The organism is Chryseobacterium sp. 22458, assembly GCF_052044975.1.
Taxonomy (GTDB): Bacteria; Bacteroidota; Bacteroidia; order Flavobacteriales; family Weeksellaceae; genus Chryseobacterium.
On sequence record NZ_JBQEOA010000002.1, the window covers coordinates 626510 to 642041 of the forward strand.

General features: G+C 37.7%; 13 protein-coding genes and 1 other RNA gene. 8 read left to right on the forward strand and 6 right to left on the reverse strand.

From position 1 onward, the window contains the following. Nucleotides 1–8 precede the first annotated feature (8 nt). A complete protein-coding gene (gene asnS, locus ACTJJF_RS10155) occupies nucleotides 9–1457 on the forward strand; it encodes an asparagine--tRNA ligase (protein WP_312304350.1) in 1449 nt (482 codons plus the stop codon). 160 nt (nucleotides 1458–1617) lie between these two features. Beyond that, nucleotides 1618–3081 carry an RNA polymerase factor sigma-54 gene (rpoN, locus tag ACTJJF_RS10160; protein WP_312304347.1) on the forward strand — a complete coding sequence of 488 codons (1464 nt, stop codon included), beginning with the start codon at nucleotides 1618–1620 and terminating at the stop codon, nucleotides 3079–3081. A gap of 269 nt (nucleotides 3082–3350) precedes the next feature. On the opposite strand, the gene ACTJJF_RS10165 is transcribed toward rpoN, so the two are convergent. The 3 genes from ACTJJF_RS10165 to ACTJJF_RS10175 are packed head-to-tail and all read right to left on the reverse strand — an operon-like array spanning nucleotide 3351 to nucleotide 6189. After that, the gene (locus ACTJJF_RS10165; protein WP_440699578.1) at nucleotides 3351–4970 is read right to left on the reverse strand and encodes an AMP-binding protein; all 1620 of its coding nucleotides are present in this window, start codon (nucleotides 4968–4970) and stop codon (nucleotides 3351–3353) included. Between the two features lie 60 nt (nucleotides 4971–5030). After that, nucleotides 5031–5705, reverse strand: a complete 675-nt coding sequence (locus ACTJJF_RS10170) for a beta-carotene 15,15'-monooxygenase (protein WP_312304343.1) — start codon at nucleotides 5703–5705, stop codon at nucleotides 5031–5033. Beyond that, on the reverse strand, nucleotides 5698–6189 hold the full coding sequence (locus ACTJJF_RS10175; protein ID WP_027374652.1) for an RNA polymerase sigma factor: 492 nt from the start codon (nucleotides 6187–6189) through the stop codon (nucleotides 5698–5700). Before ACTJJF_RS10175 ends, ACTJJF_RS10170 begins: the two co-directional genes overlap by 8 nt. Nucleotides 6190–6343: 154 nt before the next feature. Here ACTJJF_RS10175 and rnpB point away from each other — a divergent pair. Next, an RNA gene (gene rnpB / locus ACTJJF_RS10180) (RNase P RNA component class A) lies at nucleotides 6344–6668 on the forward strand. 82 nt (nucleotides 6669–6750) lie between these two features. Here rnpB and ACTJJF_RS10185 read toward each other — a convergent pair. After that, complete coding sequence (locus ACTJJF_RS10185) at nucleotides 6751–7620, reverse strand: polyphosphate kinase 2 family protein (protein WP_440699579.1); 870 nt, start codon at nucleotides 7618–7620, stop codon at nucleotides 6751–6753. 164 nt (nucleotides 7621–7784) lie between these two features. Beyond that, nucleotides 7785–8246 (reverse strand): DUF1573 domain-containing protein, encoded by a 462-nt coding sequence (locus tag ACTJJF_RS10190; RefSeq protein WP_065399013.1) that lies wholly within the window; start codon nucleotides 8244–8246, stop codon nucleotides 7785–7787. A 127-nt stretch (nucleotides 8247–8373) separates the two neighbouring features. Here ACTJJF_RS10190 and ACTJJF_RS10195 point away from each other — a divergent pair, with 127 nt between their 5' ends. The 5 genes from ACTJJF_RS10195 (at nucleotide 8374) to ACTJJF_RS10215 (ending at nucleotide 14250) form a co-directional block, all read left to right on the forward strand. After that, nucleotides 8374–10989, forward strand: coding sequence for a valine--tRNA ligase (locus tag ACTJJF_RS10195; protein WP_440699580.1), 2616 nt, complete (start codon nucleotides 8374–8376; stop codon nucleotides 10987–10989). A gap of 93 nt (nucleotides 10990–11082) precedes the next feature. Continuing rightward, entirely contained in the window at nucleotides 11083–11718 is a 636-nt protein-coding gene (locus ACTJJF_RS10200; protein WP_312304326.1) for a DUF4241 domain-containing protein, read from the forward strand. Between the two features lie 66 nt (nucleotides 11719–11784). Beyond that, nucleotides 11785–12675: a ribokinase gene (locus tag ACTJJF_RS10205; protein WP_312304324.1), complete on the forward strand. Its 891-nt coding sequence runs from the start codon at nucleotides 11785–11787 to the stop codon at nucleotides 12673–12675. Between the two features lie 88 nt (nucleotides 12676–12763). Beyond that, on the forward strand, nucleotides 12764–13609 hold the full coding sequence (locus ACTJJF_RS10210; RefSeq protein ID WP_440699581.1) for an alpha/beta hydrolase family protein: 846 nt from the start codon (nucleotides 12764–12766) through the stop codon (nucleotides 13607–13609). Beyond that, nucleotides 13606–14250 carry an HD domain-containing protein gene (locus tag ACTJJF_RS10215; RefSeq protein WP_440699582.1) on the forward strand — a complete coding sequence of 215 codons (645 nt, stop codon included), beginning with the start codon at nucleotides 13606–13608 and terminating at the stop codon, nucleotides 14248–14250. The genes ACTJJF_RS10210 and ACTJJF_RS10215 overlap by 4 nt, the downstream gene beginning before the upstream one ends. Here the strand turns inward: ACTJJF_RS10215 and ACTJJF_RS10220 are convergent. Continuing rightward, nucleotides 14247–15479, reverse strand: a complete 1233-nt coding sequence (locus tag ACTJJF_RS10220; protein ID WP_440699583.1) for a hypothetical protein — start codon at nucleotides 15477–15479, stop codon at nucleotides 14247–14249. The two genes, ACTJJF_RS10215 and ACTJJF_RS10220, sit on opposite strands and share 4 nt — an antisense overlap. Nucleotides 15480–15532 lie beyond the last annotated feature (53 nt).

Sequence of the window (15532 nt, forward strand, 5' to 3'; positions counted from 1 at the left end):
ATCAACAAATGAAAAAGCAAACGATCAAAGAAATCCTGAAGGATTACAAGAAAGTATTACATCATGACATTACAGTTTACGGATGGGTAAGAGCATTCCGTTCTAATCGCTTTATTGCGCTTAATGATGGTTCTACGATTAATAATTTGCAGATAGTTGTTGATTTCGAAAATTTTGACGAAGAACTTATCAAGAATATCAGTACGGCTTCTTCTTTAAAAGTAGTAGGTGAAGTGGTAGAAAGCCAGGGTGCCGGACAAACTGTGGAAATTATTGCTAAAAAGATCATTATTTTAGGAGATAACTTCACAGAAGAACTTCAGAACACAATTCTTCAGCCTAAAAAACACAGTCTGGAGAAACTTCGTGAGCAGGCACACTTAAGATTCAGAACCAACCTTTTCGGGGCGGTATTCAGAGTGCGTCATGCTGTCAGCTTTGCTGTACATTCATTCTTCAACCAAAACCAGTTCTTCTATATCAACACACCGGTGATCACTGGTGCAGATGCGGAAGGAGCAGGAGAAATGTTCGGAGTTACAAACTTTGACCTGAACAATATGCCGAGAACTGAAGAGGGAGAGATTGATTTTGCACAGGACTTCTTCGGAAGAAAGACCAACCTTACCGTTTCAGGTCAGCTTGAAGGAGAAACTGCAGCCATGGGACTGGGAAGAATCTATACTTTCGGACCTACATTCCGTGCTGAAAACTCAAATACAACAAGACACCTTGCGGAATTCTGGATGATTGAGCCGGAAGTGGCATTCAACAACCTTGAAGATAACATCGACCTTGCGGAAGACTTCTTAAAATATGTAATCCAGTATGTATTGGATAACTGTAAAGACGATCTTGACTTCTTAGACAAACGTTTTGCAGAAGAGCAAAAAACAAAACCTGAAAAAGAAAGAGCAAAAGAAGGACTGATCGAAAAACTTCAGAATGTAGTGGCTAAACGTTTCAAACGTGTAAGCTATACAGAAGCTATCGAAATCTTATTGAACTCTAAAGAGAATAAAAAAGGTAAATTTGCTTATCCGGTAGAGAAATGGGGAACTGATCTTCAGTCTGAGCACGAAAGATATCTTGTGGAAAAACATTTTGAAAGCCCGGTAGTATTATTTGATTACCCGAAAGAGATCAAAGCGTTCTATATGAAACTGAACGAAGACAACAAAACTGTTGCAGCTATGGACGTTCTGTTCCCTGGGATCGGAGAAATCATCGGTGGATCAGAAAGAGAAGCAAGATTAGACGTATTAAAACAGAAAATGGCAGATATGCATGTAGATGAGCACGAACTTTGGTGGTATCTTGATACCAGAAAATTCGGTTCTGTGCCGCATGCAGGCTTCGGTTTAGGACTGGAAAGGCTTGTTCTTTTCGTAACAGGAATGACGAATATCAGAGATGTAATTCCTTTCCCTAGAACACCGAAAAGTGCTGAATTCTAGAACAATAAAAAAAGCCTTAATCTAAAAGTTAAGGCTTTTTTTATTTCTTAATAGTTTATTATGTTAGGAAGTATAATGCAAAAATCATGCTAAATGTGTTTTTTATCAAATAAATTTATTAAATTCGTAGAATATGTTATGTTAAAACGCAAATAAGAATATGCTTAAACAACACTTACAACTCAAATTAGGGCAGAAGCTGGCCCCTCAGCAGATCCAGTTGATGAAGCTTATTCAGCTTCATACTCTTGAATTTGAAGAGGAGTTGGAGCGAGAGTTAGAGGAGAACCCTGCTTTGGAAATTGCCAAAGAGGATTCTAAGGAAGATGAATATTCTTCTTTGGAAGACGCTTATCAGGATGAGGGTACGGAAAGCATTGAAACAGATTTTGACGTCAATGAATATCTCTATGACGACGAACCAAGCTATAAAACCGCATCCAGCAACTATTCTCCGGATGATGAGGAATTTGATAACGAAAGCCTTCTGACGGAGGGACAGTCGTTATATGATTATCTGATGGAACAGATTCATCTGGTAAACATCAATGAGGAGGATCTGAAAATTGCAGAATACCTTATCGGAAATCTGGATACAGACGGATATTTAAGAAGAGAAATCAAGTCTATTGTGGATGATCTTGCTTTCTCCCAGGGAGTTTATACCACCAAAGAAAAAGTAGAAGATATCCTTGAAAACTATATTCAGAAGCTTGATCCGCCGGGAGTAGGAGCAAGAGGCCTTCAGGAATGTCTGTTACTTCAGATCGAAAAGAAGGTCAGTTCAGATAAAGCGGTTTCTTTAGCAGCAAATATCTTAAGACATCAGTTTGATGCCTTGACAAACAAGCACTATAACAAGATCATTCAGAAATATGATATTGAAGAAGATGATCTAAAAGATGCTCTGGATGAAATCTCCAAACTATCACCTAAAGTAGGAGGAAATTTTGATACCCAGACGATTACCATCAACCAGGAAATTATTCCGGATTTTGTGATTCAGGTAAAAGATGGTCAGGTCATTCCTATGCTTAACAGCAAAAATGCTCCTACATTAAGAGTTTCAGAGGAGTATAAAGATATTCTGTCTACTTATTCTCACGATAAAAATTCATCAGAGCATAAACAGGCTGCATTATTCATTAAACAGAAGCTTGATGCTGCAAAGTGGTATATTGATGCCATCAACCAGCGCCAGAATACCTTGTTACAGACAATTACCGCTATTGTGAAATTCCAGAAAGATTATTTCATTACAGGTGATGAAAAATCTCTGAAGCCAATGATTCTGAAAGATGTTGCCGATATTACAGGTTTTGATATCTCCACGATCTCCAGGGTGGTAAAAAGTAAATATGCCGATACTCCTAATGGTATTGTCTATCTTAAAGATCTGTTTTCTGACAGTTTGACCAACGATGACGGTGAAGAAGTTTCCACGAAAGAGATTAAAACCCACCTTCAGGAAGTGATTAATAAAGAGAACAAGAGAAAACCATTGACAGACGACGCTTTAGTGGTTATCTTAAAAGAGCAGGGATATAATATTGCGAGACGAACGATTGCAAAATATCGTGAGCAGCTCAATATTCCTGTAGCGAGGTTAAGAAAAGAACTTTAAAATATAGAAAAAGCATTTCATTTGAAATGCTTTTTTATTTTTATGCTGACAGGTTGTGTGAAAACCACCCCGTCAAAATCTTCGATTTGCCACCCCTCCGCAGGAGAAGAATATTTGCCCTTTAGCTGTAGTCAGTATCTTGAAAATCAGATATTTTAAAGACTTAGGTGTACTTCTATACACAAAGCCTGTCACTTCAAATAACTTAAGCGTTAAAAAACTTTTGTGACTTTGTGGTTAAACCTTTCAGTTTAAAATTTTCCTGTAAGTTAAGCTTTGCTTTCCAACCCCAGTTCTTTCATCGATATTTCCCGCATTTCCACCTTTCTTATTTTGCCGGAAATGGTCATCGGGAATTCATCCACAAACTTCCAGTATTTCGGGATCTTATAGTGGGCAATTCTTCCTTTGCAATATTCCTGAAGTTCTTCTTCAGTGATCGTAAAGCCTTTTCTCACTTTTACCCAAGCCATGACCTCCTCTCCAAACTTCTCACTGGGAACCCCAATGATCTGAACATCCAGAATATTGGTATAAGTATATAAAAAATCTTCAATTTCCTTTGGTGAGATATTTTCTCCTCCCCGGATAATAAGATCCTTGATTCTTCCTGAAATGGTAATATATCCGTCTTTGTCCATTACAGCCATATCTCCGGTATGCATCCACCGTGCGTCATCCAGTACCTTTTTGGTGTTTTCAGGATCATTCCAGTATTTCAGCATGACAGAATATCCTCTGGTACAGAGTTCTCCATGTTCTCCACGTTTGAGGATTCTTCCGTTTTCATCCACGATCTTTATTTCCAGATGGTCCTGAACGGTTCCTACGGTGCTGACCTGCTTTTCCAATGGGGTTCCGATCAGGGTTTGAGTAGATACGGGCGAGGTTTCTGTCATCCCGTAGCAGATACTCATTTCCTTAATATTCATCAGATTTTCTACTTTTTTCATAATTTCCGGAGGGCAAACTGAGCCTGCCATTACTCCTGTTCTTAAGCTTGAAAAATCATATTGATCGAAATCTTTTACAGCAAGCTCAGCAATGAACATCGTAGGTACGCCGTACAATGAAGTACATTTTTCATCAGAAACTGCTTTTAAGGTTATTTCCGGATCAAAGCTGTCATTAGGAATTACCATACAGGCTCCGTGAGCGGTACAGCACATGTTGCCGATGACCATTCCAAAACAGTGGTAAAAAGGAACAGGGATGCAGACACGGTCTTTCTCTGTATATTTTAGTCTGATCCCAATAAAATAGCCGTTGTTTAGGATATTATGATGGGAGAGCGTGACTCCCTTTGGAAATCCGGTTGTTCCGGAAGTATATTGGATATTCACAGGGTCATCAAACTGTACATGCTCCTCGAAGCTGTGTAAAACTTCATCCGAAATATCCTGTCCGTTATTAACAAAGTCTTCCCAGCTGTCATCAAAGAAAATTTCATGCTCAAGGGTAGGGCATACTTCTTTGGCATATTCTACCATTTCCTTGTAATTACTTGTTTTAAAGCTTAAAGAAGAAAAAATGAAACGTACTTCAGACTGATTGAGCACATAGGTCAGTTCATGGGTTCTGTAGGCCGGGTTGATGTTGACCAGGATCGTTCCTATTCTGGCGGTGGCATATTGAAGCAGTACCCACTCGTAACGGTTGGAGGCCCATATTCCGATTCTGTCTCCGGATTTTGCTCCTAAAAAAATAAGGGCTTTGGCAACAGCGGTGGTCTGATTGTAAAATTCCTGGTAAGTAGCTCTGTAATCCTGGTGAACGCAGACAAGTGCTTCCTGATGTGGGTATTTTTCGACAGTACTTTTAAGATTTCCTCCAATAGTCTGTCCTAATAATGGAACCTCAGAAGTCCCATAAACGTATGATAAAGGCATAGTAAAAAGATTTGGCGAAATAAAATTAACAATAATATCCCGAACTATGGCCTATGGATGTTAATTTTCCTGAGAATCTATTTCTTTAAGCTGTTTAAGGTTTTTATCAAGCTTTTTAATAATGCTTCCGTATACCAGTCTGTAGTAAACCCAGATCATAGATACTGCAAGCAGGGTGCTGATGGTGATTCCTACAATAATGATCGTAAGGTTGGCACTGGTAGGCTGTATATTCTGAGAACTTAATGTGTAAAATATAAAAGAAATCAGTACAAAAGTAAACGTAAGCAGCAATACGATGCTGATCAGGATAAATGCGTTGACTGTTTTCTTGAATTTGATAATCCGGGTAATAAGTCCTTTAAGGTTTTCCTCAATTTTGATTCTGCGGTAATTCTGATAAAATTTCAGGACGAAATAAGCCGTGATCAATAAGCTCATGATTTTTATAGCCAGATAAGCATGTCCGAAATTATTTTCTACCTCAGGAGCTTCCTGGGCTCCCAGTCTTTCAAGGACCTTACGGAAACTGTCTGATTCTTCCTCCTGAAAGAAGTAGAATAGGCCTAAAACAGAGAAGAACAAAAATTCTACAACACTGATCCAGAAAATATATTTCACATAATTGCGTGATTTTTTATTCAACATCTGAAGAATCTCACGGTTGTCATATTTCGGCTGGACAGGCTGTTCCTGCCATGTTTTTTTAAAGCTATCTAAATCAAATTCAGGCATATTTTTCCATCTGTTCTTTAAGGGTTTTCTTTAATCTGTTCATTTTTACACGTGCATTAACTTCGGTGATCCCGAGGTTTTCTGCAATATCCTTGTAAGGCAGATCGTCAAGATACATCATGACAATGGCTCTTTCTATATTAGGAAGAGTCTTGATTACAGTATACAAAAGCGAGATCTGCTGCTGCTTTTCATCATCATCTTCCACAAAATCCTTGTGGTTGATGTCCAGCTCGTTTGTGGGCAGACTTTTGCTTTTTTTTCTAAAAAGAGTAATGGCTGTATTGAGTGCTACACGGTACATCCATGTGGAAATTTTAGAGTTCCCTTTGAATGAGTCGTAACTTCTCCAGAGTTGTAACACAATTTCCTGAAAAAGATCCTCTTCATCCTCCAGAGAATTTGTGTACAGACGGGATACCTTAATAATCAGGCCCTGATTATCCTTGATAAGCTGTGCAAATTCTTTTTCTCTGGAATTCATAGATATATAATGGCACGAAGATAATAATAATGTGCTAATTAGTGAAAATTATCATATAAAATAGTGAAAATAGGAAAAAGTAAAAAGGAATGAATAAGCTTACATGATCTGTATCTTAGGCTTCCTTTACGAAATTTATGTATCTTTGCACCTGCGAGAAAATCGGCCTGTTGATTTCCCGTTTTACGGGAGGTAGGAAAGTCCGGACACCATAGAGCAGCAAAGCGGATAACATCCGTCACCCGTGAGGGTAGGACAAGTGCAACAGAAAGCAGGTACAGTTCGGCTGTAGTGAAACCAGGTAAACTCTTTGCGGTGCAATGGTAAGTATATCGGTTCTTTTCAGTAATGGAAATAGAGGCGGCTCGTCTTGAAAACCGAGGGGTAATCAGCTCAAGTTTTGCAGCAATGTAAAGCGTAGATAAATAACAGGCACTTCTTCGGAAGTACAGAATCCGGCTTATAGATTTTCTCGTGATTTTTTACTGTCAGATAGACTTGCAGAAGCAGGCATCAGATAAAAACAGAAATCCTCAGACCATTGATCTGAGGATTTTTTTATTATTCATTTTCAAGAATGTTCTTGGCTTCAACGAGGCTTTGTTTTTCTTTTTCTGAAAGAGTAGGGTATTTGAGATTCATTTTTTCAAGGGTTTCAATGATGATCTGAATCGCGGCAAGTCTGGCAAACCACTTGTTGTCGGCAGGAAGTATATACCATGGAGCGTGGTCTTTTGAAGTTTCGTTAATGGCGGTTTCATAAGCCGTCATATACTGATCGAATAATGCCCTTTCCGGAAGATCTCCTGCAGAAAACTTCCAGTTTTTTTCCTGTTCATTAATTCTGTCCAGAAGCCTTTTCTTTTGCTCATCCTTAGATACATTCAAAAAAATCTTGATAATGGTAGTTCCGTTTTGGGAAAGGTGTTTTTCGAAATTACGGATACTTTCATACCGGTTTTCCCAGAATTTATCATCAAAATCTTTTACAGAGGACCATGTTTTTTCACTTAAATTATACTCCGGATGTACTTTGCACACCAGAACACTTTCATAATGGGAACGGTTGAAAATTCCGATCATCCCTTTCTGAGGCAGTGCAAGATAATGTCTCCATAAAAAATCATGGGAATATTCTTTAGAACTTGGTGTTTTAAAACTTGTAACATTACATCCCTGTGGGTTTACCCCTCCAAAAACGTGTTCTATAAGACTGTCTTTTCCGGCAGCATCCATCGCCTGAAGTACAACGAGCAGAGATTGGGTTCCGTCAGCATACAGCCTTTCCTGAAGTTCACGGAGTTTTTCTTTTTCTTTAATTAATAATTGTACTCCTTCTTCTTTAGTAAGTTTTCCGTTATAAGAAGTAGATGATTTTTTGATGGAGAACTTTCCGTTTACCTGAAAATCGTCTGAGAAATTGGTGTCCATATATTTTTAGATTATAGATTATGTTGTCGGTACATTTAAATATCAGCTTTCACCAAACTTAAGATGAACAGGAAATATTTCCCTGATTCATCTTTAATACCTAACATAAATATAATAAAAAACCGCCTCGAAGGAGACGGTTTTTTTATTTTTTTGAGTAAAGATTACTTTGCAGCAGCCTTTTTAGCTAGTTTTGCAGCTTTTTTCTCAGCTTTAGCAGCTTCTTTCTGTTCTGCAGGAGTTAATACCTTTTCAGGAGCATTAGCATCTACATTACCTTTGATATAGATTACGCTTCTGTTGTTGGCAGGGTCGTTAGAGAAAACCTCAATCATTTTGTTGAATGGTCCTGCAATCGCTGTGTTGTATCCTACTTTGATTTTAGCAGATTTTCCTGGCATGATCGGATCCTGGCTGAATTCAGGAGTCGTACATCCGCAAGAAGGTTTTACATTAGAAAGGATCAAAGGTTTGTCACCTGAGTTAGTTACTGTAAAGAATCTTGTACCATCAGCATTTGGCTTGATTGTACCGTAATCAAAAGTAGTTTTATCAAACGTAATAGTTTGTGCAGATGCCAGAGCAAATGTTCCGAATAATGCAATTCCTGCGATTAATTTCTTCATATTCTTGAATGTTAATATGTTTGTTAGATAAATTTTGTGAAACAAAGTTAAAAATTATTTTAATTCATGCTTAAAATTTTTTTTCTTTAGACTATTTTTGCAAATTGTAAGCCAAGAAATAGAATTTATGCAGATTTCAGAAAAATATAATCCACAGGAAACAGAACAGAAATGGTACAAATACTGGTTAGAAAACAAGTATTTCCATTCAGAACCGAATGATAAACCTCCATATACTGTGGTAATTCCTCCGCCAAACGTAACGGGGATTTTACACATGGGGCATATGTTGAATAATACCATTCAGGATGTTCTGGTCCGTCGTGCAAGAATGCGGGGGTTTAATGCCTGTTGGATTCCGGGAACAGATCACGCTTCCATCGCTACAGAAGCTAAAGTTGTTGCTAAACTGAAGTCTGAAGGAATCAATAAGTCTGATATTACCCGTGAAGAGTTTTTAAAACATGCCTGGGACTGGACTCACAAATACGGAGGTACTATCCTTGAGCAGCTAAAGAAACTGGGATGTTCATGTGATTGGGACAGAACCCGTTTCACTATGGAAGATAACCTTTCAAAGCAGGTGATCATCAGTTTTGTTGATCTGTACAATAAAGGGATGATCTACAGAGGGTACAGAATGGTCAACTGGGATCCTGAAGCAAAAACCAATATCTCAGATGAAGAGGTAATATTCAAAGAGCAGAACGGGAAATTATATTTCCTTAAATATAAAATTGAAGGTTCGGAAGAATTCCTTTCGGTAGCTACTACACGTCCTGAAACCATTTTCGGGGATACTGCAGTATGTATCAATCCTAATGATGAAAGATACGCACACCTGAAAGGGAAGAATGTAATCGTTCCGATTGTAAACAGGGTAGTTCCTATCATTGAAGACGAATATGTGGATATTGAATTTGGAACAGGAGCATTGAAAATTACCCCTGCACATGACATCAATGACTACGAAATCGGCCAGAAACATCAGCTGAAAATGATTGATGCTTTAGATGACGACGGGAACCTGAACGAGCATGGTCTTCACTATGCCGGAAAAAACAGATTTGACGTAAGAAAGCAGATCGCTAAAGAATTAGAAGAAAAAGATCTTTTACTGAAAGCAGAAGACTATGTAAATAAAGTAGGAACTTCTGAAAGAACAGGAGCTGTTATTGAACCTAAGATTTCAGTACAGTGGTTCCTGAAAATGTCTGAACTGGCTAAGCCTGCTCTGGACGTAGTAATGGATGATGAGGTGAAATTCTACCCTGAGAAATTTAAAAATACCTACAAACACTGGATGGAAAACATCCGTGACTGGAATATTTCACGTCAGTTATGGTGGGGACAGCAGATTCCTGCATTCTATTATGGAACCGGTGATGAAGATTTCGTGGTGGCAGAAACTGCTGAAGAGGCTCTGGAACTGGCAAAACAGAAGACTGGAAACAACGAACTGACGGCAGAAAGCCTGAAACAGGATCAGGATACATTAGACACCTGGTTCTCAGCATGGCTATGGCCAATGTCTGTATTTGAAGGACTTTTGGATCCTGATAATAAAGATATCAACTATTACTATCCTACTTCAGACCTTGTTACGGCACCGGATATTATTTTCTTCTGGGTAGCGAGGATGATCATGTCCGGATTGGAATACAAAAAAGAAGTTCCGTTCAAAAACGTTTACTTTACAGGTATTGTAAGAGATAAGCAGAGAAGAAAGATGTCGAAATCTTTAGGAAACTCTCCGGATCCGATCGAATTGATGGAAAAATATGGTGCGGATGGTGTACGTGTAGGAATCTTATTGAGCTCTGCTGCTGGAAATGACCTTCTTTTTGATGAAGATTTAATGCTTCAGGGAAGAAACTTCATGACGAAAATCTGGAGTGCATTCCGTCTGATCAATATGTGGAACCACGAAGATAAGCCGGCTGCTGCTACAGATCACCAGGCAATCGAATGGTTTGAAAATAAATTGAATAAAACAATTGTTGAAATCAATGATCAGTTTGAGAAGTTCAGAATCTCTGATGCATTGCACCTGATCTATAAATTAATTTGGGATGATTTTTGTGGTTGGTATCTTGAGGCGATCAAGCCTAATTACGGAGAAGGTATTTCTAAAGAAGTATATGACAAAACAGTATATTTCTTTGAAGAATTGATGAAACTTCTTCATCCGTTTATGCCTTTCCAGTCTGAAGAAATCTGGCAATTGATTTCAGAAAGAAGCATTGATGAGGCCCTTGTGATTGCTCAGCAGAAGAATGCAGATAGCTTTAACGAAGAGATCATTAAAAACTTTGAAATCACTGCAGAATTGATTTCAGGTATTAGAAATTACCGTCAGACCAAAGGAATTTCACCAAGAGAAGCTGCAGAAGTTTATACCAATGCCTCTGAATTTACCAATGAGGCGATCGTAAGAAAGCTGGCGAATGTTTCCGAAATTCATTTCGGACAGAAAACAGATAAACCAAGCTTTACATTCCTGGTGGGAGCTACGGAAGTTTCTATTCCTTTAAGTGAAAACTTAGACCTGGGAGAAGAAAAAGCTAAAACCGAAGAAGAATTGAAATATCTGAAAGGATTTTTAATTTCAGTAGATAAAAAGCTTTCCAATGAAAAGTTTGTGGCTAATGCAAAACCTGAAATTGTTGAGGTGGAGCGTAAGAAACAGAAAGATGCTCTTGACAAGATTGCGATCCTGGAAGAGAAACTGAAAAGTTTGTAATAAAAACATAGACAATTATTAATTTTGTCATAATCTCAGGCTGGATACAGATGAATACTTGTATCCAGCCTGATGGTTTAAAGAATAAATAAAATGACACATATAGAAAACATAAAAAAACTATTCTCAAGGGATTTTGTAGAAAGCCCGTTATTAGAAAGTTTTGAGGTAGGGAAAATTTATCTTTCCAGTGGAAAACTGTTAGCCTGTGATCCGCTGATCACCAATGATATGCTCCCTTTTACTACAGAATTTCCCAAAGGAGATTTTTCTGTAATGCTGCATAAGGAAAGAGAAAGTAATTGTGTGGCCTACGCCGAAATTATATTCGGTAATGCAGAAATAAAAGACTGGAAACTGGCAACTACAGCGGGACAGAACCTGAAAGAGCTGGCGGAAGGCGAAGTCTTCGGATATCCTGTAGAAAGCGGAATGGGATGTTTCATGGATGTTGATACGCAAAACAGTCTCAATGAGCTGGAGCAAAGGCTCTATCAGAATAAAGGAGGAGATTTCATGGGCATCTATGAAGAATTTTTCCATGATTATTTCTTTGATGAAAACGGTGCTATAGATCAATACGCTTTTCTGAAGCCGGCAAAAGACCATCCCGGAACTATATTTGCATTTGAAACAGGATATGGAGAAGGTTTTTATGCCAGTTATATTGCTTATGACAAGGATCAGTCACCGGTAAAGATAATTACTGAATTTATAGAAATAAGTTAATTAAAATAGTTATTTTTGATCTGCCATTTTTTAGAATATTAAACTTTAATGCCAATATAAAACACAATGAATTTCTCATCAGAACAACCCCGAATCATCGTTGTAGGTAGCTCATCAATAGACCTGGTCCTGGAAACTGAAAAACTTCCTTTACCCAATGAAACGGTTTTAGCCGTCAATTCAGACAGCTATTTCGGAGGAAAAGGAGCTAATCAGGCGGTAGGAACTGCCAGGCTCGGGGCAAGCGTTTATTTTATAGGATGTGTGGGAATGGATCCTCTTGGGCAGCAGATCATGAGGAATCTGGTAAGTGAAAATGTAAACGTAGGTTTTGTTCATGAAACAGATAGGGAATCCACTGGAACAGCTTATGTAACCACTTCTGACGGGAATGCTGCCATTGTTGTAGTTCCGGCAGCCAATAAATACCTTAATAACGATCATATTGACGAGGCGGATAAATATTTTCATACCGCAGATTTAGTACTTGTACAGCTTGAAGTGTCTATGGCGGTTGTAGAATATACCGTCAGAAAAGCCAAGAAATATGGTAAAAAAGTAGGATTATATGCTTCTCCTGCGATGAGGGTGAGCGAAGATATCTTGGAACAGGTAGACTTCATTGTGGCCAAAAGCAGTGAGTTGTATACTATTTTTGGGGAAGAAAAGAGAGAAGATGTTCTTAAAAAATATTTCAATAAAGTATTTGTAAGGGACGATACCAATTCTACCATTTATTTTGATGGTACAGAGATGAAGTATTACAGGAATGATAAAGACGAGACTGTTTATAAGATGGGAATGGGAGATGCATTCACTTCTGGTTTTGCCATAGCACTTTGCCATGGGAATTCTATTGAGGAATGTGTGAAGTTTGGAAATGAGGTATCATCAAGAGTTTCCGGAGGTAAAGGATCTCAAACAGGATTGCCGAGGATCTCAGATTTTCTTTCTTAAGCTATTTACGGCATATCAAAAGTCCGAAACTTAACATAAAGATATACTTAAAATGTCCACTTTTATAGTGGATTTTTTCTTTTATACTATGGAAAAACTAATACTTACTACAGAAGACCATGCTTCGCTCGCTGTCCATCTTTTTAAGCCGGAAAAAAGTAACGAAAAACTATTACTTATCAACTCAGCAACAGGCGTCAGACAGCAGGTGTATTTTTCCTTTGCCAGCTATTTTTCTGAGCAAGGATTCACGGTTATTACCTATGACTACTGTGGAATAGGACTTTCCAAGCCAAAAGAGATGAGAGGCTTCCACAGCTCTATGAGAATCTGGGGTTCCAGAGATTATAAAACACTGACTCAATATATTAAAACAAATTTCCCGGAATATCAGAAATATTGCCTGGGGCATTCTGTAGGAGCATTAATTTTAGGAATGAATGAAGATTCCACAATGTTTGATGAATTTGTTTTTGTGGGAACACAAAATGCTTTTGTCGGTAACCTGAGACTAAAAACAAAGATTGAAGCCTATCTGGGCTTTGGAATTGTTCAGCCATTAACCACTTCATTATTAGGATATTTTCCCGCACATTGGTTCGGACTTGGAGAAAGTCTTCCAAAAAATTGTGCATATGACTGGAGAACCTTAATTTTAAACAGGAAATCCACCAACAGACTGTTGGAAAAAATTGAGGACTATTCTAAAAATTTAACACAGAATGTATTTGTCATTCGTGCCGAAGATGATGTATGGCTGACGGAAAAAGGGGTATTGAGCTTACTGAACAATACCTATCCTAATCTTAAACCTAAGTACAGACTGGTGAAAACTTCCGAATCTGATAAAAAGGAAATCGGACATATTAATTTTTTTAGAAGTTATAACAGTAAACTCTGGGATATTATATTAAATGAACTGAAAGATCAATGAAAAGTACGATTGACAACACCGTAAAATTTGTAAAAGAAAAGTTAGAAGGAGCTGAAGCAGGACATGACTGGTTCCATATTGAAAGAGTCTGGAAACTGGCTGCCAAAATAGCTGAAACCGAAAATTGTGATAAAGACGTAGTAGAGCTGTCGGCACTTCTTCATGATATTGCAGATCCTAAATTCCATAACGGTGATGAAACCATCGCTCCGAAGATATCCAGAGAATTTCTCGAAAGTCAGAATGTTTCTGAAGAAACAATACAAAAGGTTTTATTTATCATTGAAAATATTTCCTTTAAAAACAGAAGTCAGGCCCCGGAAAACCCACCGGTTGAGCTTAAAATAGTACAGGACGCAGACCGCATCGATGCCATTGGAGCCATTGGAATTGCCAGAACATTCAACTTCGGAGGCTTTAAAAATAATCCGATGTATGATCCTGCGGTTCAGCCCAATTTAGGAATGTCCAAAGAAGAATATAAAAAGTCTAATGGTACAACCATCAATCATTTCTACGAAAAATTACTCCTTCTGAAAGATCTGATGAATACAGAACAGGGAAAAAAAATGGCCGAAGAAAGACACAATTATATGCTGAATTTCCTCGACCAGTTTTATAAAGAGTGGAATGTAGATTAGAAAATATTGTATCCTATAATTAAGGAAGTATATTTCAGATCGGCATAAGGCCCTTTTTCCTCCAACATATTAATGCTGGTGTTACATCTTGCTTCTATACTGTATTTGTTGTTATAATTGAATCCTATCCCAAAAACAGCACTTTTGAAACTTTGGGATGATGATAACTTCAATCTGTCAAATACATAGCCGTCATAGTCTACTGCATAGTCTTTAGAAGAACTGGTTTTCAGTGTAAGAAAGTTAATACCGGCATTAATAAAAATTTTTGCTTTATCATTGATAAACATATAATGTCTTATACTTACCGGAATACTGATAAATGAATAATTATCCACATGCATATTATAGAGATTATCAGAAGTCCTGATCGTTGCCTTGTTGTTGTAAAGAGAGAACGTGGGTTCAACGACAACCGACCACTTATTTCTGTTAAATGGCAATACCAATTCTGCTTCAGCTCCTATTCTGAATCCTGTTTTTGAAGGAAGACCATCATTACGGTAAGCTCCAGCGATGTCTACAGGAGAATAGAAATTAAGTCCCGGTCTGATATTTAAGTTGAATTTTGATTTCCTTGTGGAATCAGAAGACGACTGCTCTTCAGAAGTTCCGGAAACCTTGGCATTGTATGCCCTGAAAATTTTCTTAAGGTCACTACCTGTATATTTTATTTTTCCAGCTTGTATCTGCACATTATTGTCGTCAGGAAAGATCGTTTTCAATTGATCAATATATTTTTCGTTTACAGCGATCTGAGAACTGTTTCCGTTGAAGAAATATTTTTTGTAGATCAACGGTTGAACAGAAGAGCCTGAATCAGCATAAAAATATCTTATTACATTTTGCCCCTGATAAGAATATAGATTTTTATTACCCGTTACTATTTCTTTTAAAAATACAGATGCTTTTCTTAATTCCGGTTCTTTGTCTGAAGAAAGATCTGCGATATTATCAGATGAGTAATCAATATCCCCGTTGTAAGTGATATATTTTACATCATTATAGATTCCGAATTCTTTAATGGAAGATGGGGTACCTGTAGTTTCGGTAGATTTTTCATCTGTTTTATACACGAAGCTGTTAGGATTGCTTACCCATCCCAGATTTTTGATGAGTACTTCTTTTTTAGTGTTATCACTGCTGATGATATAGCCTTTTTCAAATTTAATCTGTGCACAGATGGCAATAATGAAGAAGGAAAAGAAGCCTGTCAATGCTTTTTTCATGGTTATTTGAGTTAAAATTTCGGTGGCAAATATAGATAAAATACAGAGAAGAA

Coding starts and splice junctions, on each gene's coding strand:
- ACTJJF_RS10195 (WP_440699580.1), top strand. CDS start 8,374: ATGCAGATTTCAGAAAAATATAATCCACAGGAAACAGAACAGAAATGG.
- ACTJJF_RS10185 (WP_440699579.1), bottom strand. CDS start 7,620: ATGGACACCAATTTCTCAGACGATTTTCAGGTAAACGGAAAGTTCTCC.
- rpoN (WP_312304347.1), top strand. CDS start 1,618: ATGCTTAAACAACACTTACAACTCAAATTAGGGCAGAAGCTGGCCCCT.
- ACTJJF_RS10205 (WP_312304324.1), top strand. CDS start 11,785: ATGAATTTCTCATCAGAACAACCCCGAATCATCGTTGTAGGTAGCTCA.
- ACTJJF_RS10215 (WP_440699582.1), top strand. CDS start 13,606: ATGAAAAGTACGATTGACAACACCGTAAAATTTGTAAAAGAAAAGTTA.
- asnS (WP_312304350.1), top strand. CDS start 9: ATGAAAAAGCAAACGATCAAAGAAATCCTGAAGGATTACAAGAAAGTA.
- ACTJJF_RS10200 (WP_312304326.1), top strand. CDS start 11,083: ATGACACATATAGAAAACATAAAAAAACTATTCTCAAGGGATTTTGTA.
- ACTJJF_RS10210 (WP_440699581.1), top strand. CDS start 12,764: ATGGAAAAACTAATACTTACTACAGAAGACCATGCTTCGCTCGCTGTC.
- ACTJJF_RS10175 (WP_027374652.1), bottom strand. CDS start 6,189: ATGAATTCCAGAGAAAAAGAATTTGCACAGCTTATCAAGGATAATCAG.
- ACTJJF_RS10190 (WP_065399013.1), bottom strand. CDS start 8,246: ATGAAGAAATTAATCGCAGGAATTGCATTATTCGGAACATTTGCTCTG.
- ACTJJF_RS10170 (WP_312304343.1), bottom strand. CDS start 5,705: ATGCCTGAATTTGATTTAGATAGCTTTAAAAAAACATGGCAGGAACAG.
- ACTJJF_RS10220 (WP_440699583.1), bottom strand. CDS start 15,479: ATGAAAAAAGCATTGACAGGCTTCTTTTCCTTCTTCATTATTGCCATC.
- ACTJJF_RS10165 (WP_440699578.1), bottom strand. CDS start 4,970: ATGCCTTTATCATACGTTTATGGGACTTCTGAGGTTCCATTATTAGGA.